Below are 13,659 nucleotides of genomic sequence, written 5' to 3'. Positions count from 1 at the left end.
AGCGTGCGTATTGCCTGAAAACACAACCCGCTACGGGGGAGACTTACCCGAAATCTGATTTATTCAACAAAGCCCCTCAGAAGGTGTCTTATCACTTTTAGAGTAAATCTGTGACAATACTATCTCAAAGGTACTTTTCTCGAACTGCCAAGTTCCAACAGCCCTTAAAACATCTAAGAATTTCTCATACTCCGGAAAATGTTTATGTACTTCATCATCTATTTCCCGAAGAAAATATTCACTATATTCATGACGAGCACTGTGAATATCAATATTATCAATTTTTCTTTTGTCATCCTGCGTGTTTGAAATGGGACTGTTTAGTCGTTCTTTAAATTTAGCAAGAGCACTATTAGCAAACTTAATCATATCACGAGGACGAAGATATGTTCTATCTTTGATATGATCATACTTGCTCTGGTGACCTGGCATTTCTCTCGTTTCGTTAAAAATATCACTCCATTTAACATCCTGCTCAATATCAATATCAGATGCAACAATACTGAATCTTTTTTCCATTAATGACTTTAAAGTTTTCGTTGTTCTAGGCGTATCCCATTCAATTAACGACATAAAGTTTTCAGTAATTTTATTTTTATCTTCAAAGCGTAATACGTTGTAGATATCATCACGTAAAAATACGGTAACCAAAAACTTCACTTGAGCATTTTTAGCCGCGATATTAATATCTCTACCTGCAAGTAGCAAACCTATCAATCGACTTATATAATCATCAGCTTTATTATCGAAACCCAAATCCAACTGATCAAATGCGATGAAATATTTATGTTCGGGGTTAAGAGAAGCCAAAACAAGTTTCATCAATTGTGCATTTACCTCTTGAATAACAGTTGGTAAATCAGCAATAGAAATTGACTCAGCACTGGCACCAGCTTTCAATATCTTAAAATTCAATTCAAAATGAGGTTTAAGCCTAATTTCTCGTTGAGGATTAAACACTTGGGTTAAATCAGGATCACGACTACCATAAGCATCAACTATAAAAGCCTCTAATTTACTCATTGCCTCTCTGGATTCATCATTGAATGGCAAAGAATTGTCTTGATTTAAAATTATTTTTGACAAAGAGATTAAGATTAGATATTTCCAACTGTGCGTGAATTTTTCATCATTTGGAATTCCGGCTTTGGCTTGTTGTTGGTGGAAATGCCAAGGATAATAAGAGAATGTATGACCATATGAGAACGTATCATCTGCACGAGTTGTTATTATTTTTTTAAAAATGGCCGTTTTACCACTACCTTTTTTACCAATGACTAAAAATTTTTTAAATTTTAATATATCTTGATAAGCCTCATGATCTTCAAAAGCTTTTAGCAAAATATCGTCATTGTCGGCATCTGTGCCACCAAAGCTATCAACTAATGCTAAATCTCTCATAACTCCTCCTCCCGCGAATGTTATCCATACTAAATAAGGTTATATAGTACCTCTAGTGTTAACTTTTTCAAAATAAAAATCATTAACTAGCCATGGCTATTAGTTAAGGGAATTCCAAATTATCATATGCACCAAAATTTATACCCTCCCATTAGGATTGAACAACATAAAGGTGCGCGCTTCCCCTCCATCGGAAGAGATATCCTTGAAGGTTGTTACGTAACACTCGATCCAGTTGTTTAACAAAATCTTTTGTGGTGACGGTGAGCCGTCCAGTTTGCTCAATTTTGACAGCGGCGCGGAAAGCGCCCTCTATTTCGTATTGCCTCGGCATGATCCACCCTCCCGAAATACTGTCTATGCACACAGTATATTTTTTCGTTAGAGCAGATCAAGCGAGATTTTCACTGGTGAGTTACGTAGCTGAATTCAGATAGAAATTAGTATTCATCCCACTCACTAAACACAAACGGCTCACCATAACCGCAGCGTCGATACTCCTTTGTAGAGTTGTAAGGCCAGAAAAACTGGCGACAAGCCCCATCACTTACGCCTGTAGTGGTTATACGTTCAGCACGACCTCGTTCGCATTATGGTGGGCTGTGTGGGGGCGGAGAAATCCGCGCCGGGTTTCATGATGAGTAGTTAGGCTAATCCTGCATAGTTCACTACCTCACTGAGCTGAGCTTACGGTTCACCAGCACACCAAAAATAAAACCAACCACCAGACTAGCCAGCGTCAAAAGAATGTATTCCATCTGTTACTCCTTTAATTGAGAAAAGCCCCACTAATGCGAGGCTGTTTGTGGTGCTAGGCACTGCTGGCGTATGTAGTCCTGCAGGCCATCTATCTGCTTACGGGCTTTTTCGATTCGCTTTCTGAGGGTGTAATAATCCCGTTCAGCGGTGTCAGTAAGTCGGGGGCTGGCTCCATCATCCGGGCCGGAGGTGCCGGTGGATTTATCGGCTGACACGGAGGGGCAACGGGCGTGAAGCTGCAGCTGCTTAAGACCATCGGCAACATCGCGCTCAAGAGCGTCGATCTGGTTTTGTGCATCGGCTAATTCCTTCGTGTGTTTTGCATCGAGTGCAGCGAGGGACTGCTGCCTGGCCTGCATGTCATCTATGGTGGCTGCCTGCAGCTGTGTGGTGCTGTAAGCAGTGCGGTACTTATCCCGCAAGTCCACCGCTTTTCCGTAGTAGTGATCAGCGGTCCAGCCCAGCGTAACTACAGCCAGCACTAGGCCAAAGGTGACCAGCCTGTTCATGCTTCGCTCATTGACGGTGCGGCACTACCGAGCGGCAGCGGCTGCTGCGGATAATCCACACCAGATGGCCAGCGATAGCCGGTCAGATTTTCTGATCTGTGCAGGGATCAGAAAAAATAGTCCAGATGGTAAAATTCATCCTGACGGATTAACGAAAAAATTCGTGACTGCGCGCAAACTTAGCGGGCTAAGCTGTAGCGATAATCCGCCAACGTTTCATGAGATACGCAGTCTCTCCGGGCGACTTTATGAAGCAGCATATGGTAAGGAATTTGCTCAAAAATTGTTTGGGCATAAATCGGAGAAGATGACCGAGATGTACCTGAACAAACGGCAGAAAGAGTACGTCATGATTTAAAATCTGCTTGTAAAAAAAATGTTATGTGTGTTTTTGATGTGATATAACAGAAAAAGACCGAATACAGAAATTCGAGGAAATTTCGATGAATTTCGAGAGAGATAATGTAAGTGATTGAATTTACTTACATATAAAAAGAGACCGAATACGATTCCTGTATTCGGTCCAGGGAAATGGCTCTTGGGAGAGAGCCGTGCGCTAAAAGTTGGCATTAATGCAGGCTAAGTCGCCTTGCACTATAAGAATAGTTTAACGCGTCAGCTTTTCCAGTCTGCGACCAATGTGGCCGAATAATTCCTGGAAAAGAGGGCGCTGTTAGCGAAAAAACCGCCACTGCCGTTGTCCGGCAAGGGCGGTTTTTTTTATGTCATTACAGCGAGATAGCGCGAAAATCTAGCAGAGCTTCTGCGCGCGCTCGATAAACGGCGCGAGGCTCATTTTTTGCCCCGGGTGCTGCGGATCCTCGATCTGGATCACCGAGATCGGCTGGGCGGTGGTTTTGCCGGCTTTGACCTGCTGCTCAGCCACCTCATTGAGCGGATACTGGACCAGGGTGCTCGGGTTGATAGCGTAGAGGGCATTGCCCGGACGACAGGTCAACATCACCTCTTCACGGTTGAACGCCCAGCTCTCCTTTCCTACCTCAAAGCGGCTCACGGTGATAATTTGCGGCGCCGCCAGAGCAGCGCCGGAGCTTGCCAGTAACAACATGGTCAGAACAATTTTTTTCATGATTTTGCCAGTTAATTCAATAAGGTTCCCAGGTGGCAAACAGGCTGACGGCCAGCAGCGCCAGCGCGCCCAGCCCTATCTCGGCCTGCGTGGTTCGCAGGATCAGGCTTTCCGCCCGCGAACCGCTTGCCGACATGCGCGGTACCAGAACATACCTGTTCACTAACGCAATTACCACCATCCCGGCCACCAGCGCACATTTGATCAACAGCAGACGTCCCCAGGGCGATGCGCCAATCATCCCTCCCTGGATCAACAGCGCATTGATCGCCCCGCTGGCAAGGGTGCCGGCGACGGCCAGATGCCCGTAGCGTGAAAAGCGCGCCATGGTATAGACCGCGGCCTGCCGCCAGCGCCCCTGCGCCAGGCGCAGGCAATAGATAAAGGGCAACAGGCCGCCGAACCAGCTGGCAACGCAGAAGAGGTGGACAGCATGATTAGTCCGCTGCAGGGCGCCGAGTAAACCATCATGCATGGCGGCATGCCCTACCCCAGCGGAAAGCAGCAGCTGGGCCGCCAGCAGGGCCACCAGCTGGCGAGCGCCGTGGCGGGGACGGATCCACACCACGGCGAGAGCGATCCACGCCAGCAGGATCTGCCAGATCCACACCCCGCCGAAGCGGGTACCCGCCACCGCCTGCCAGACGGCGGGTTGCCAGACATCCGCCCAGCCCTCGCCCATCATCCCCCCCTGCAGCAGATACAGCGCCAGGGTAGAGAGCGCGCCGATCAGCAGCAGCGGGCGCAACAGCGGATAGAAGCGCAGCATCAGTACGCGTCGCAGCGGCACCGGCGCCCACCAGGTGCCATACAGCACGCAGCCAAAAGCCAGCATCAGGGCGATAAAATGCCCAAAACGCAGGGTAATATAGAGCCCGGTCAGCATCGCTTACTTCACGCTAAAGGTGTATTGCCCTTTGGTTTTATGGCCATCCACTGAAACTACATGCCATGCCACAGTGTATTCTCCCGGCCGCAAGGTTTCCGCCACAGGCACGGTGACCTGGGTGGGATTGTCGGCGCTGCGGGTCAGTTTGCCGGTGGCCACCGCATGCTGCTGCGGACCGGTGACGGACACCCCGCTGAACGCGGGTTCAATGCTTTCGGAGAAACTGAGCGTCAGCGTCTGCGGAGAAGCCGCCAGCTGCGCACCGGCGGCGGGGATCTGCTGCTGCAGGTGAGCGTGGGCGAGCGCGCCCGTCGCGGTTAATAGCCCGGCAAACGCAACGGAGAGGCGCATCGCGCGTCCAGCAAGAAGTCGCATATTCGTCATTCCCTTTTGTTATGTCTGTAGCACAGAGAATAACCCTGTATAATGGCAGAGTCGAGCCGGGCGTCAGGCCCTGACCGGGTTTACAAGCAGAGTGGAGTGTATGATGGAAAGAAATCTGGCCAAAATTTCGCAAGATGAGATGGATAAAGTCAACGTCGATCTCGCCGCCGCCGGCGTCGCCTTTAAAGAGCGGTATAATATGCCGGTGGTCGCTGATTTGGTCGAGCGTGAACAGCCCGCCCATCTGCGCGACTGGTTCCGCGAACGACTGATCGCCCATCGGCTGGCCTCCGTCTCGCTGTCCCGCCTGCCCTGGGAGCCGAAACAGAAATAATGCCTACTTCCCCCCTCGCCGTCGGTTGGCAAGCCTGGCCAATTGCTTTACGCTTATTGTTTTGCTCTGGAGCGAGCCATGCTGCGCGTCATTGATACCGAAACCTGTGGACTGCAGGGGGGCATCGTTGAAGTCGCCTCGGTCGACATTGTCGACGGGCAGATCACCAATCCCATGAGTCATCTGGTGCGTCCTGACCGCCCCATCAGCCCGCAGGCGATGGCTATCCACCGGATTACCGAAGAGATGGTCGCCGATAAGCCGTGGATTGAGGAGATTATTCCGCACTATCATGGCAGCCCGTGGTATGTCGCGCATAACGCCAGCTTCGATCGTCGGGTGTTACCGGAGATGCATGGCGAGTGGATCTGTACCATGAAGCTGGCCCGCCGGCTGTGGCCGGGGATCAAATACAGCAATATGGGGCTCTATAAATCACGTAAGCTGAACGTGGCCACGCCGCCGGGGCTGCATCACCACCGGGCGCTGTATGACTGCTATATCACCGCTGCGCTGCTGCTGGATATCATCAACGTTTCCGGCTGGACGCCTGACGAAATGGCCGATATCACCGGTCGGCCGGCGCTGCTCACCACCTTCACCTTCGGCAAATACCGCGGTAAAGCCGTCGCCGAGATTGCTGAAAACGATCCAGGCTATCTGCGCTGGTTATTCAACAATCTCGACCGCATGAGCCCCGAGCTGCGCCTCACGCTCAAGCATTATCTCGGGGAATAGCCCCTACACTGCCGCTTTCCCCGGCAGTGTCCCCTGCGCCAGGGCGATGAAAAAGGCGTACTCCAGCGCCACCCCCTCATAGCTTTTAAAGCGCCCGGATTTTCCGCCATGGCCGGAGTCCATATCGGTGCAGAGCAGCAGCAGGTTATCGTCGGTTTTCAATTCACGCAGTTTCGCCACCCACTTCGCCGGCTCCCAGTATTGCACCTGGGAATCGTGCAGCCCGGTGGTCACCAGCATATGCGGATACGCCTGCGCCTTCACGCCGTCGTAGGGGCTGTAGCTTTTCATGTAGTGGTAATAGGTTTCATCCTGCGGGTTCCCCCACTCTTCAAATTCGCCGGTCGTCAGCGGAATGGTCTCATCCAGCATGGTGGTCACCACGTCGACGAACGGCACCTGAGCTATTACGCCGTGGAACAGCTCTGGACGCTCGTTAACGGCCACTCCCATCAGCATTCCGCCGGCGCTGCCGCCCATGCCATAGCAGAGCCGCGGGTCGCCGTACCCCTGGGCCAACAGCGCATCGCAGACGTCCAGATAGTCGTTGAAGGTATTTTTCTTACACAGGAATTTTCCATCCTCATACCACTGCTGGCCCAGCTCCCCGCCGCCGCGGACGTGGGCGATAGCGTAGACAAAGCCCCGGTTGAGCAGGCTCAGCCGGCTGGCGCTGAAATCGGCATCGATACTGTCGCCATACGAGCCATAGCCATAGACCAGCAGCGGATTGCTCCCTTTACGAAAATGGTCGCGATGGTAGACCAGAGAGACCGGGACTTCGACGCCATCGCGGGCGGTTACCCACAGGTGCTCGCTCTGATAGCAGCGGGTGTCCAGCCCCTTCACCTCCTGCTGCTTGATCACCCGTCGTTCGCCGGTATCCATATCCAGCTCAAACAGGGTGTCGGGCGTGGTCATCGAGGAGTAGCCGTAGCGCAGGCGCGACGTTTCAGGCTCCGGGTTATAGGCAAGCCAGGTGACATAGGCCGGATCGTCGAAGGCAATCCCTACCACCTCCCGGGTCCTGCGGTTAATCTGCCGCAAACTGGTCAGGCCGCGCTGACGCTCCTCGACGACCAGCCAGTCGGTAAACAGGGTAAATCCTTCGAGCATCACGTCGTGACGCGGCGGGATCAGCGTGGTCCACTGCCCTTCATCGCGCAGCACGGTACGGTAGAGGCCAAAATTCTTCCCCTCCCGGTTGGATCGCAGATAAAAAGCGTGCTGATAGTGATCGAGGCTATATTCATGATCTTTACGCCGCGGCAGGAAGCAGACCGGCTCGGCGTCTGGCAATTCGGCGTTGAGCAGCAGCACTTCGCTGGTGGTGGCGCTGGAGAGATAGATCACCACGAACTGCTGGGATGTGGTTTTATGCACGCTGACGTAGAAGGTCTCATCTTTTTCCTCATAGACCAGCGCGTCGCTCTGCGCCGGCGTCCCGACGGTGTGGCGCCAGACCTGATAAGGAAGCAGCGTGGTGGGATGTTTACGCACATACCACACAAAGCGTGAATCGTTGCTCCAGGCAAAGCCGGAGGTGACATTTTCCAGGGTCTCCGGATACCACTCGCCGTTGCTGAGATCGCAAAAGCGCAGGCCGTACTGGCGGCGGGAGAGATAATCTTCCGCCACCGCCATCAGCTGGTTGTTGGGCGCAATGCCCAGCCCGCCCAGGGTGTAAAACTCGCTTTTCGCCGCCCGCTGGTTGGCATCAAGCAGGATCTCCCACTCGTCCCACTCCTCTTTCAGCACCGACTGGCGCTGGTAGATAGCGTATTCGCAGCCCGGCTCGTACACCTGACGATAGCGAAAGCCGTTTTTGCTGTAGGGGGCCGAGACTTCCCGCTGCGGAATGCGGTCGATAATCTCTTTCAGCAGACGCTCCTGCAGGCTGAGCTGCGAATCCATCACTTGCTTGCCGTAAGCGTTTTCCGCGTGCAGATATTCCAGCACATCAGGCCGCGCGCGTTCATCGTCGCGCAGCCAGTAATAGTTATCGATGCGTGTATCGCCATGCAAGGTCATGGCGTGAGGGATCCGTTTGGCTTTAGGTGGCATGTTATTCTTCTGCTGCTTTTTCGTGACACAAGAGCATTCAGGCCGCAGGGTGGCGCCTGAATGATGACGTGTCTATAAGGGTGGCAAAAGACGCGGGCGATGCAAGCGAAACGTGATAATTTAAACGCTTAGCGCCTGTTTTTGTGACTGGATATCCTGTTCGATGTCGGCCCGGACATCTTTTGGCAACGCCAGGGCCTCACCCAGGGCGTTGAGATAACTGCGCTCCATAAAGTGGTCGATATCGATCACTGCGCAGCTGACGTAGTAGATCTCCAGCGCCTCCTGCGGGTCAACGATGCCCTCGGCGAGACGCTGCGGATCCAGCGGCTGAGCCAGCGCCTGGTCAATCAGCACCCGGGCCTGAACGTCAATATTGGCCTCCCGAAGCTGGGCTTCAATCCTCGCCCGCTCGTGATCGTCGATATGCCCATCGCTTTTGGCGGCAAACACCAGGGCGGTGATCAGCCGCACGCTGCGCGGATCGACATCCGCCGGCGCCGCAGCCGTCTCTGGTGTCGGGGCGGGCGTGTTCTGAGCGCGCATTTTCTGCTGATACTTGTTCCACAACACAGTACCCGCTACTGCCCCACCGCCAGCCAGCAGCGCGCTGGTGCCATATTTCGCCAGCAGCTTACGTGACGATTTGCTGGCCACCAACAGCCCTGCCAGCCCGCCGATGGCGCCGGGCAGCAGGGCGCTCCCTTTTGACGATTCGCCGGACGGCGACGCGCCCTGCTGTCCGAGCAGCGACTGCAGTTGATTTAGCCAGTTAGCCATGGTTTTCCTCTCAGGTGACAAACACTGTTATCAGCCTAAACGACGCGATGTCAGGAAATGTTAGATATGGCTAAAGATGCGCAAAGGTGCGCGCGGCGGCGGTACCGGGTTCAGCCGACCAACCGACCAGCCGACCAGCCGACCAACCGACCAACCGACCAACCGACCAACCGACCAACCGACCGACCGACCAACCGACCAACCGACCAACCGACCAACCGACCAACCGACCAACCGACCAACCGACCAACCGACCAACCGACCAACCAGCCCGCCAGTGGCTGACCGCCAGCCATCAGGCCGCTTTGGCTTTCCGCGTTTTGGCAGCCGGCGCGGCGGCATCTTCCGCCGGGGTAGCCTCTGCGTCCGTTGACGGCGCGGGCGCATCGTGCGCAGTCGCATCCTGCTCCGGCAGTTTGCCGGCGCGCAGGATATGCTGCAGCGCCTCTTTACGCTCCGCCAGCCACATCGCCATGGTATCGCGCTGGGCATCGTCCATTTCCAGCGGCGATGCTACCAGCCAGTCATTCAGCACCTCTGCCAGATCGAGCATTTTGTCGTAAGCGTCGGCCTCTTTTTTGCTGGCAAAAGACATTTTTTCCTCACCTTCGCGGATCACCACATATTTAATTTCAACCGCCATGCTGCAGCCTCTCGATACTGTGTTTTTATACAGTATAACAAATTTCCCTTCCGGACTCAACTCACGCGCGTAAAGACAGACGCAAACGTTTTCGTTTATAATCGACCGCATCTTTTTTTACTGCGGAAGAGAGTTATGACTGTATTAGGCACCGCGCTGCGCCCAGCAGCCACCAAAGTTATGCTGTTAGGCTCCGGCGAGCTGGGTAAAGAAGTCGCCATTGAATGTCAGCGTCTGGGCATTGAAACTATCGCCGTCGACCGCTACCCCGATGCCCCGGCGATGCAGGTCGCCCACCGCGCCCACGTCATCAATATGCTGCACGGCGAGAGCCTGCGCGCGCTGATCGAACAGGAAAAACCTGATTACATCGTGCCGGAGATCGAAGCTATCGCCACCGATACCCTGGTCGAACTGGAGCAGGCCGGGCAGAAAGTGGTCCCCACGGCGCGGGCAGCGAAGCTCACCATGAACCGCGAAAGCATTCGCCGTCTGGCGGCAGAAGAGCTGCAGCTCCCCACCTCCAGCTACCGTTTCGCCGACAGTGAAGACGCCTTCCGCGCAGCGGTCGCGGAGATCGGCTTGCCGTGCATCGTCAAACCGGTGATGAGCTCCTCCGGTAAAGGACAGAGCTTTATCCGCTCGGCTGACCAGCTCAGCGAAGCCTGGCGCTACGCCCAGCAGGGCGGCCGCGCCGGCGCCGGGCGGGTGATCGTCGAAGGGGTGGTGAATTTCGACTTTGAAATCACCCTGCTCACCGTCAGCGCCGTCGATGGCGTGCATTTCTGCGCCCCGGTCGGCCATCGTCAGGAAGATGGCGATTATCGTGAATCCTGGCAGCCGCAGCAGATGAGCGACCTGGCCCTTGAGCGCGCTCAGGATATCGCCCGTAAGGTGGTGCTGGCGCTGGGGGGGCATGGCCTGTTCGGCGTGGAGCTGTTCGTTTGCGGCGACGAGGTGATCTTCAGCGAAGTCTCCCCGCGCCCGCACGACACCGGAATGGTGACGCTTATTTCGCAGGATCTCTCGGAATTCGCCCTGCACGTTCGCGCCTTTCTTGGGCTGCCCGTCGGCGCCATCCGCCAGTATGGCCCAGCCGCTTCCGCGGTGATCCTTCCGCAGCTGACCAGCCAGAACGTCAGCTTCGGCCAGCTGCAGTCGGCCGTCGGAGCTGGCCTGCAGCTGCGTCTGTTCGGCAAACCGGAGATTGACGGCACCCGTCGTCTGGGGGTGACCCTCGCCGTCGCCGATTCAGTGGAAGAGGCCGTGGCGCGGGCTAAAACCGCCGCCGCGGCGGTTATCGTCGAAGGATAAATAATAAAAAAACCCGGTCGCGTTGCCGCTGACCGGGTTGTTGACCTTGAGGCGCGGTTTACTTCGCGCCTTCCACCGCTTCACGCGCCAGGGTGGTGATGCGATCGTAGTCGCCAGCTTCCAGGGCGTCGGCCGGCACCAGCCAGGAACCACCGATACACAGCACGCTGTTCAGCGCCAGGTAATCACGGTAGTTGGCCGGTGAGATACCGCCGGTCGGGCAGAAACGAATGTGACCGAACGGACCAGCAATCGCCTGCAGCGCTTTCACGCCGCCGTTGGCTTCCGCCGGGAAAAATTTAAACTCTTTCAGACCGTACTGCATGCCCAGCATCAGCTCGGAGACGGTGCTGATCCCCGGGATCAGCGGAATAGTGCCGTCTTCGGTCGCCGCTTTCAGCAGAGATTCGGTCAGCCCCGGGCTGATAGCGAACTGCGCGCCGGCTTCTGTTACCGCTTTCAGCTGCTCGACGTTGGTGACGGTGCCCGCGCCGACAATCGCGTCCGGCACTTCTTTAGCAATCGCGCGGATCGCCTCCAGGGCGCACTCGGTGCGCAGAGTCACTTCCAGGACGCGCACGCCGCCCGCGACCAGCGCTTTCGCCATCGGTACCGCGTGTTCCAGCTTTTTCACTACAATAACCGGGACAACCGGACCGGAGGTGAGGATTGCTTCTGCTGTTGTTTTCCAGTTTTTCATCAGGATTTTCTCTCGCCAGATCTAGAAATTAAATCGTCTTAAAAAGTGATGCAGGTTGCGCCCTGCTCCGCGCCAGAGAGCTTCTCACGCAGCGCCCCAAACATCTCCCGACCGGTTCCTACGCGCGACGCGCTGAGGTCAGGGATATGCGGCTGACGCGCCGCCAGTTCGGCATCGTCCACCAGCAGCGTCAGTTCCCCCGTCTGCCCGTTCACGCGAATAAGATCGCCATCGCGCACTTTCGCCAGCAACCCACCATCATAGGCTTCAGGCGTGACATGGATGGCTGACGGGACTTTACCGGAGGCGCCAGAGAGTCGGCCATCGGTCACCAGCGCTATTTTGAAACGGCGGTCCAATAATACACCAAGTGGCGGCATAAGTTTATGTAATTCTGGCATCCCGTTCGCTTTTGGCCCCTGATGACGGACCACCACCACGCAGTCTTTGTCCAGCAGACCCGCTTCAAAGGCCGGCAACACGTCGTGCTGGCTCTCGAACACCACCGCCGGCGCTTCAATCACCTGGTTCTCTACCGGGACTGCCGAGGTTTTCATGACCGCACGGCCGAGGTTACCGCTCAGCACCTTGGTGCCGCCGTGACGGGAGAACGGTTTCTCGAAAGTCGAGATGACCTGATCGTCAAGCGGCGCCGTCGCGCCTTCCCGCCAGTCCAGCTCGCCGTTGTTGAGCCACGGCTCGAGGGTGTAGCGCGACAGGCCGAAGCCGGCGACGGTGTGAACGTCCTCATGCAGCAGGCCGCCTTTCAGCAGCTCGCGCACCAGAACCGGAACGCCGCCCGCCGCCTGGAAATGGTTGATATCCGCCGGGCCGTTGGGGTAGAGGCGCGCCAGCAGCGGCACCACGTCTGACAGGTCGGAGAAATCATCCCAGTTAATGATGATGCCCGCCGCGCGGGCCATCGCCACCAGGTGCATGGTGTGGTTGGTGGAACCGCCGGTCGCCAGCAGCGCCACAATGCCGTTGACCACCACTTTTTCGTCAAACATTTTGCCCAACGGCATCCACTCGTTGCCATTGCCGGTCATGCGGGTGACCTGGCGCGCGGCGGCGGCGGTCAGCGCTTCCCGCAGCGGGGCATCCGGATGGACGAAGGACGATCCCGGCAGCTGCATGCCCATAAACTCCACCACCATCTGGTTGGTGTTTGCCGTACCGTAGAACGTACAGGTCCCCGGAGCGTGGTAAGAAGCGGCTTCGGACTCCAGCAGCGCCATGCGGTCAACTTTGCCCTCTGCGTACAGCTGGCGAATGCGAACCTTCTCTTTATTAGGCAGGCCGCTGGCCATCGGACCGGAGGGAATAAAGACCGACGGCAGGTGGCCGAATGAGAGCGCCGCCATGGTCAGTCCGGGCACAATTTTATCGCACACGCCGAGATACAGCGCGCCATCGAACATGTTATGCGACAGGCCGATGGCCGCGGACATGGCGATCACTTCGCGACTCAGGAGAGAGAGCTCCATGCCGTCCTGTCCCTGGGTCACGCCGTCGCACATCGCCGGCACGCCGCCGGCCACCTGGCCGACCGCATTGGCGCTGTGCAGCGCTTTGCGAATGATATCCGGGTAGTGTTCGTAGGGCTGATGGGCGGACAACATATCGTTATAGGAGGTGATGATGGCGATGTTGTTGCGCAACATGCTTTTCAGGGAGGCTTTGTCGTCGGCCTGACAGGCCGCGAAACCGTGAGCCAGATTGCCGCAGGCCAGTTGCGCACGATGCACGGTGTCGGTTTTGGCCTGGTTAATCCTTGCGAGGTAAGCCGCGCGGGTATCACGCGACCGTTCGATAATGCGATTTGTTACCCGTAACATTGTCGAATTCATAAAGGCTCCTCAAAATTTTATCTGTCCGGCCGCTGCGAGATGACGTGTTTTGGTGCCCGAAGCCACCAACACCAGCGCTCAGGGGCAAAATGTCTGCAGGCAGTGTAATAAAAAAAGCCCCGTGGGTGAATCCTCACGGGGCTTAAAAGATTAAAAAGCGTGCGACTTTCTGCGTCAGATCATGTTACCGGTAAAATAACCCTG

Annotated in this window: 13 protein-coding genes and 4 pseudogenes; 6 read left to right on the top strand and 11 right to left on the bottom strand. The window is 55.6% G+C overall.

Annotation, left to right across the window (positions count from 1 at the left end; translation table 11 throughout):
• Positions 1–63: 63 nt before the first annotated feature.
• The 3 genes and pseudogenes from K5R89_RS20470 to K5R89_RS20465 all read right to left on the bottom strand — a co-directional run bounded on the left by K5R89_RS20470 (position 64) and on the right by K5R89_RS20465 (position 2,669).
• Positions 64–1,401 carry a hypothetical protein gene (locus K5R89_RS20470; protein WP_217259631.1) on the bottom strand — a complete coding sequence of 446 codons (1,338 nt, stop codon included), beginning with the start codon at positions 1,399–1,401 and terminating at the stop codon, positions 64–66.
• A gap of 138 nt (positions 1,402–1,539) precedes the next feature.
• A pseudogene (locus K5R89_RS27545) lies at positions 1,540–1,735 on the bottom strand (DNA polymerase V).
• Between the two features lie 454 nt (positions 1,736–2,189).
• Positions 2,190–2,669, bottom strand: coding sequence for a lysis protein (locus K5R89_RS20465; RefSeq protein ID WP_087827146.1), 480 nt, complete (start codon positions 2,667–2,669; stop codon positions 2,190–2,192).
• Between the two features lie 76 nt (positions 2,670–2,745).
• Between K5R89_RS20465 and K5R89_RS20460 the strand changes: the two are divergent.
• Positions 2,746–3,027, top strand: a pseudogene (locus K5R89_RS20460) (tyrosine-type recombinase/integrase); the annotation flags it as partial.
• A 393-nt stretch (positions 3,028–3,420) separates the two neighbouring features.
• On the opposite strand, the gene K5R89_RS20455 reads toward K5R89_RS20460, so the two are convergent.
• The 3 genes from K5R89_RS20455 to yobA are packed head-to-tail and all read right to left on the bottom strand — an operon-like array spanning position 3,421 to position 5,023.
• Positions 3,421–3,759 carry a YebY family protein gene (locus K5R89_RS20455; RefSeq protein ID WP_072413393.1) on the bottom strand — a complete coding sequence of 113 codons (339 nt, stop codon included), beginning with the start codon at positions 3,757–3,759 and terminating at the stop codon, positions 3,421–3,423.
• Between the two features lie 16 nt (positions 3,760–3,775).
• Positions 3,776–4,645 (bottom strand): copper homeostasis membrane protein CopD, encoded by an 870-nt coding sequence (gene copD / locus K5R89_RS20450; RefSeq protein WP_087827148.1) that lies wholly within the window; start codon positions 4,643–4,645, stop codon positions 3,776–3,778.
• Positions 4,646–4,648: 3 nt separating this feature from the next.
• Positions 4,649–5,023, bottom strand: a complete 375-nt coding sequence (gene yobA / locus K5R89_RS20445) for a CopC domain-containing protein YobA (protein WP_064154397.1) — start codon at positions 5,021–5,023, stop codon at positions 4,649–4,651.
• Positions 5,024–5,135: 112 nt separating this feature from the next.
• Here yobA and K5R89_RS20440 point away from each other — a divergent pair, with 112 nt between their 5' ends.
• Both K5R89_RS20440 and exoX read left to right on the top strand, forming a co-directional pair.
• The gene (locus K5R89_RS20440) at positions 5,136–5,366 is read left to right on the top strand and encodes a DNA polymerase III subunit theta (RefSeq protein WP_002911406.1); all 231 of its coding nucleotides are present in this window, start codon (positions 5,136–5,138) and stop codon (positions 5,364–5,366) included.
• A gap of 78 nt (positions 5,367–5,444) precedes the next feature.
• Positions 5,445–6,104 (top strand): exodeoxyribonuclease X, encoded by a 660-nt coding sequence (exoX, locus tag K5R89_RS20435; protein WP_023290237.1) that lies wholly within the window; start codon positions 5,445–5,447, stop codon positions 6,102–6,104.
• 3 nt (positions 6,105–6,107) lie between these two features.
• Here the strand turns inward: exoX and ptrB are convergent, their stop codons facing one another.
• Together ptrB and K5R89_RS20425 are read right to left on the bottom strand one after the other, a co-directional pair.
• Positions 6,108–8,168, bottom strand: coding sequence for an oligopeptidase B (gene ptrB / locus K5R89_RS20430; RefSeq protein ID WP_044523975.1), 2,061 nt, complete (start codon positions 8,166–8,168; stop codon positions 6,108–6,110).
• 120 nt (positions 8,169–8,288) lie between these two features.
• Positions 8,289–8,948, bottom strand: a complete 660-nt coding sequence (locus K5R89_RS20425) for a tellurite resistance TerB family protein (protein ID WP_048336014.1) — start codon at positions 8,946–8,948, stop codon at positions 8,289–8,291.
• A gap of 86 nt (positions 8,949–9,034) precedes the next feature.
• Between K5R89_RS20425 and K5R89_RS27805 the strand changes: the two are divergent.
• A pseudogene (locus tag K5R89_RS27805) lies at positions 9,035–9,178 on the top strand (PT domain-containing protein); the annotation flags it as partial.
• Positions 9,115–9,321: pseudogene (locus tag K5R89_RS27875) on the top strand (PT domain-containing protein); the annotation flags it as partial. The pseudogenes K5R89_RS27805 and K5R89_RS27875, both read left to right, overlap by 64 nt.
• On the opposite strand, the gene K5R89_RS20415 reads toward K5R89_RS27875, so the two are convergent.
• A complete protein-coding gene (locus K5R89_RS20415) occupies positions 9,244–9,591 on the bottom strand; it encodes a YebG family protein (RefSeq protein WP_023290240.1) in 348 nt (115 codons plus the stop codon). The pseudogene K5R89_RS27875 and the gene K5R89_RS20415 sit on opposite strands and share 78 nt — an antisense overlap.
• 135 nt (positions 9,592–9,726) lie before the next feature.
• Between K5R89_RS20415 and purT the strand changes: the two genes are divergently transcribed.
• Entirely contained in the window at positions 9,727–10,905 is a 1,179-nt protein-coding gene (gene purT / locus K5R89_RS20410; protein WP_217259558.1) for a formate-dependent phosphoribosylglycinamide formyltransferase, read from the top strand.
• Positions 10,906–10,963: 58 nt separating this feature from the next.
• Here purT and K5R89_RS20405 read toward each other — a convergent pair whose 3' ends face one another.
• Together K5R89_RS20405 and edd are read right to left on the bottom strand one after the other, a co-directional pair.
• Positions 10,964–11,605, bottom strand: a complete 642-nt coding sequence (locus tag K5R89_RS20405) for a bifunctional 4-hydroxy-2-oxoglutarate aldolase/2-dehydro-3-deoxy-phosphogluconate aldolase (RefSeq protein WP_002911423.1) — start codon at positions 11,603–11,605, stop codon at positions 10,964–10,966.
• A 38-nt stretch (positions 11,606–11,643) separates the two neighbouring features.
• Positions 11,644–13,455: a phosphogluconate dehydratase gene (edd, locus tag K5R89_RS20400; protein ID WP_101976599.1), complete on the bottom strand. Its 1,812-nt coding sequence runs from the start codon at positions 13,453–13,455 to the stop codon at positions 11,644–11,646.
• Between the last annotated feature and the right edge of the window lie 204 nt (positions 13,456–13,659).

It is taken from the genome of Klebsiella sp. TF21-TM (assembly GCF_019753495.1).
Taxonomy (GTDB): Bacteria; Pseudomonadota; Gammaproteobacteria; order Enterobacterales; family Enterobacteriaceae; genus Klebsiella; species Klebsiella quasipneumoniae.
Note: the sequence above shows the minus strand (reverse complement) of the source record. Positions and strands in the feature narration are given on the sequence as shown.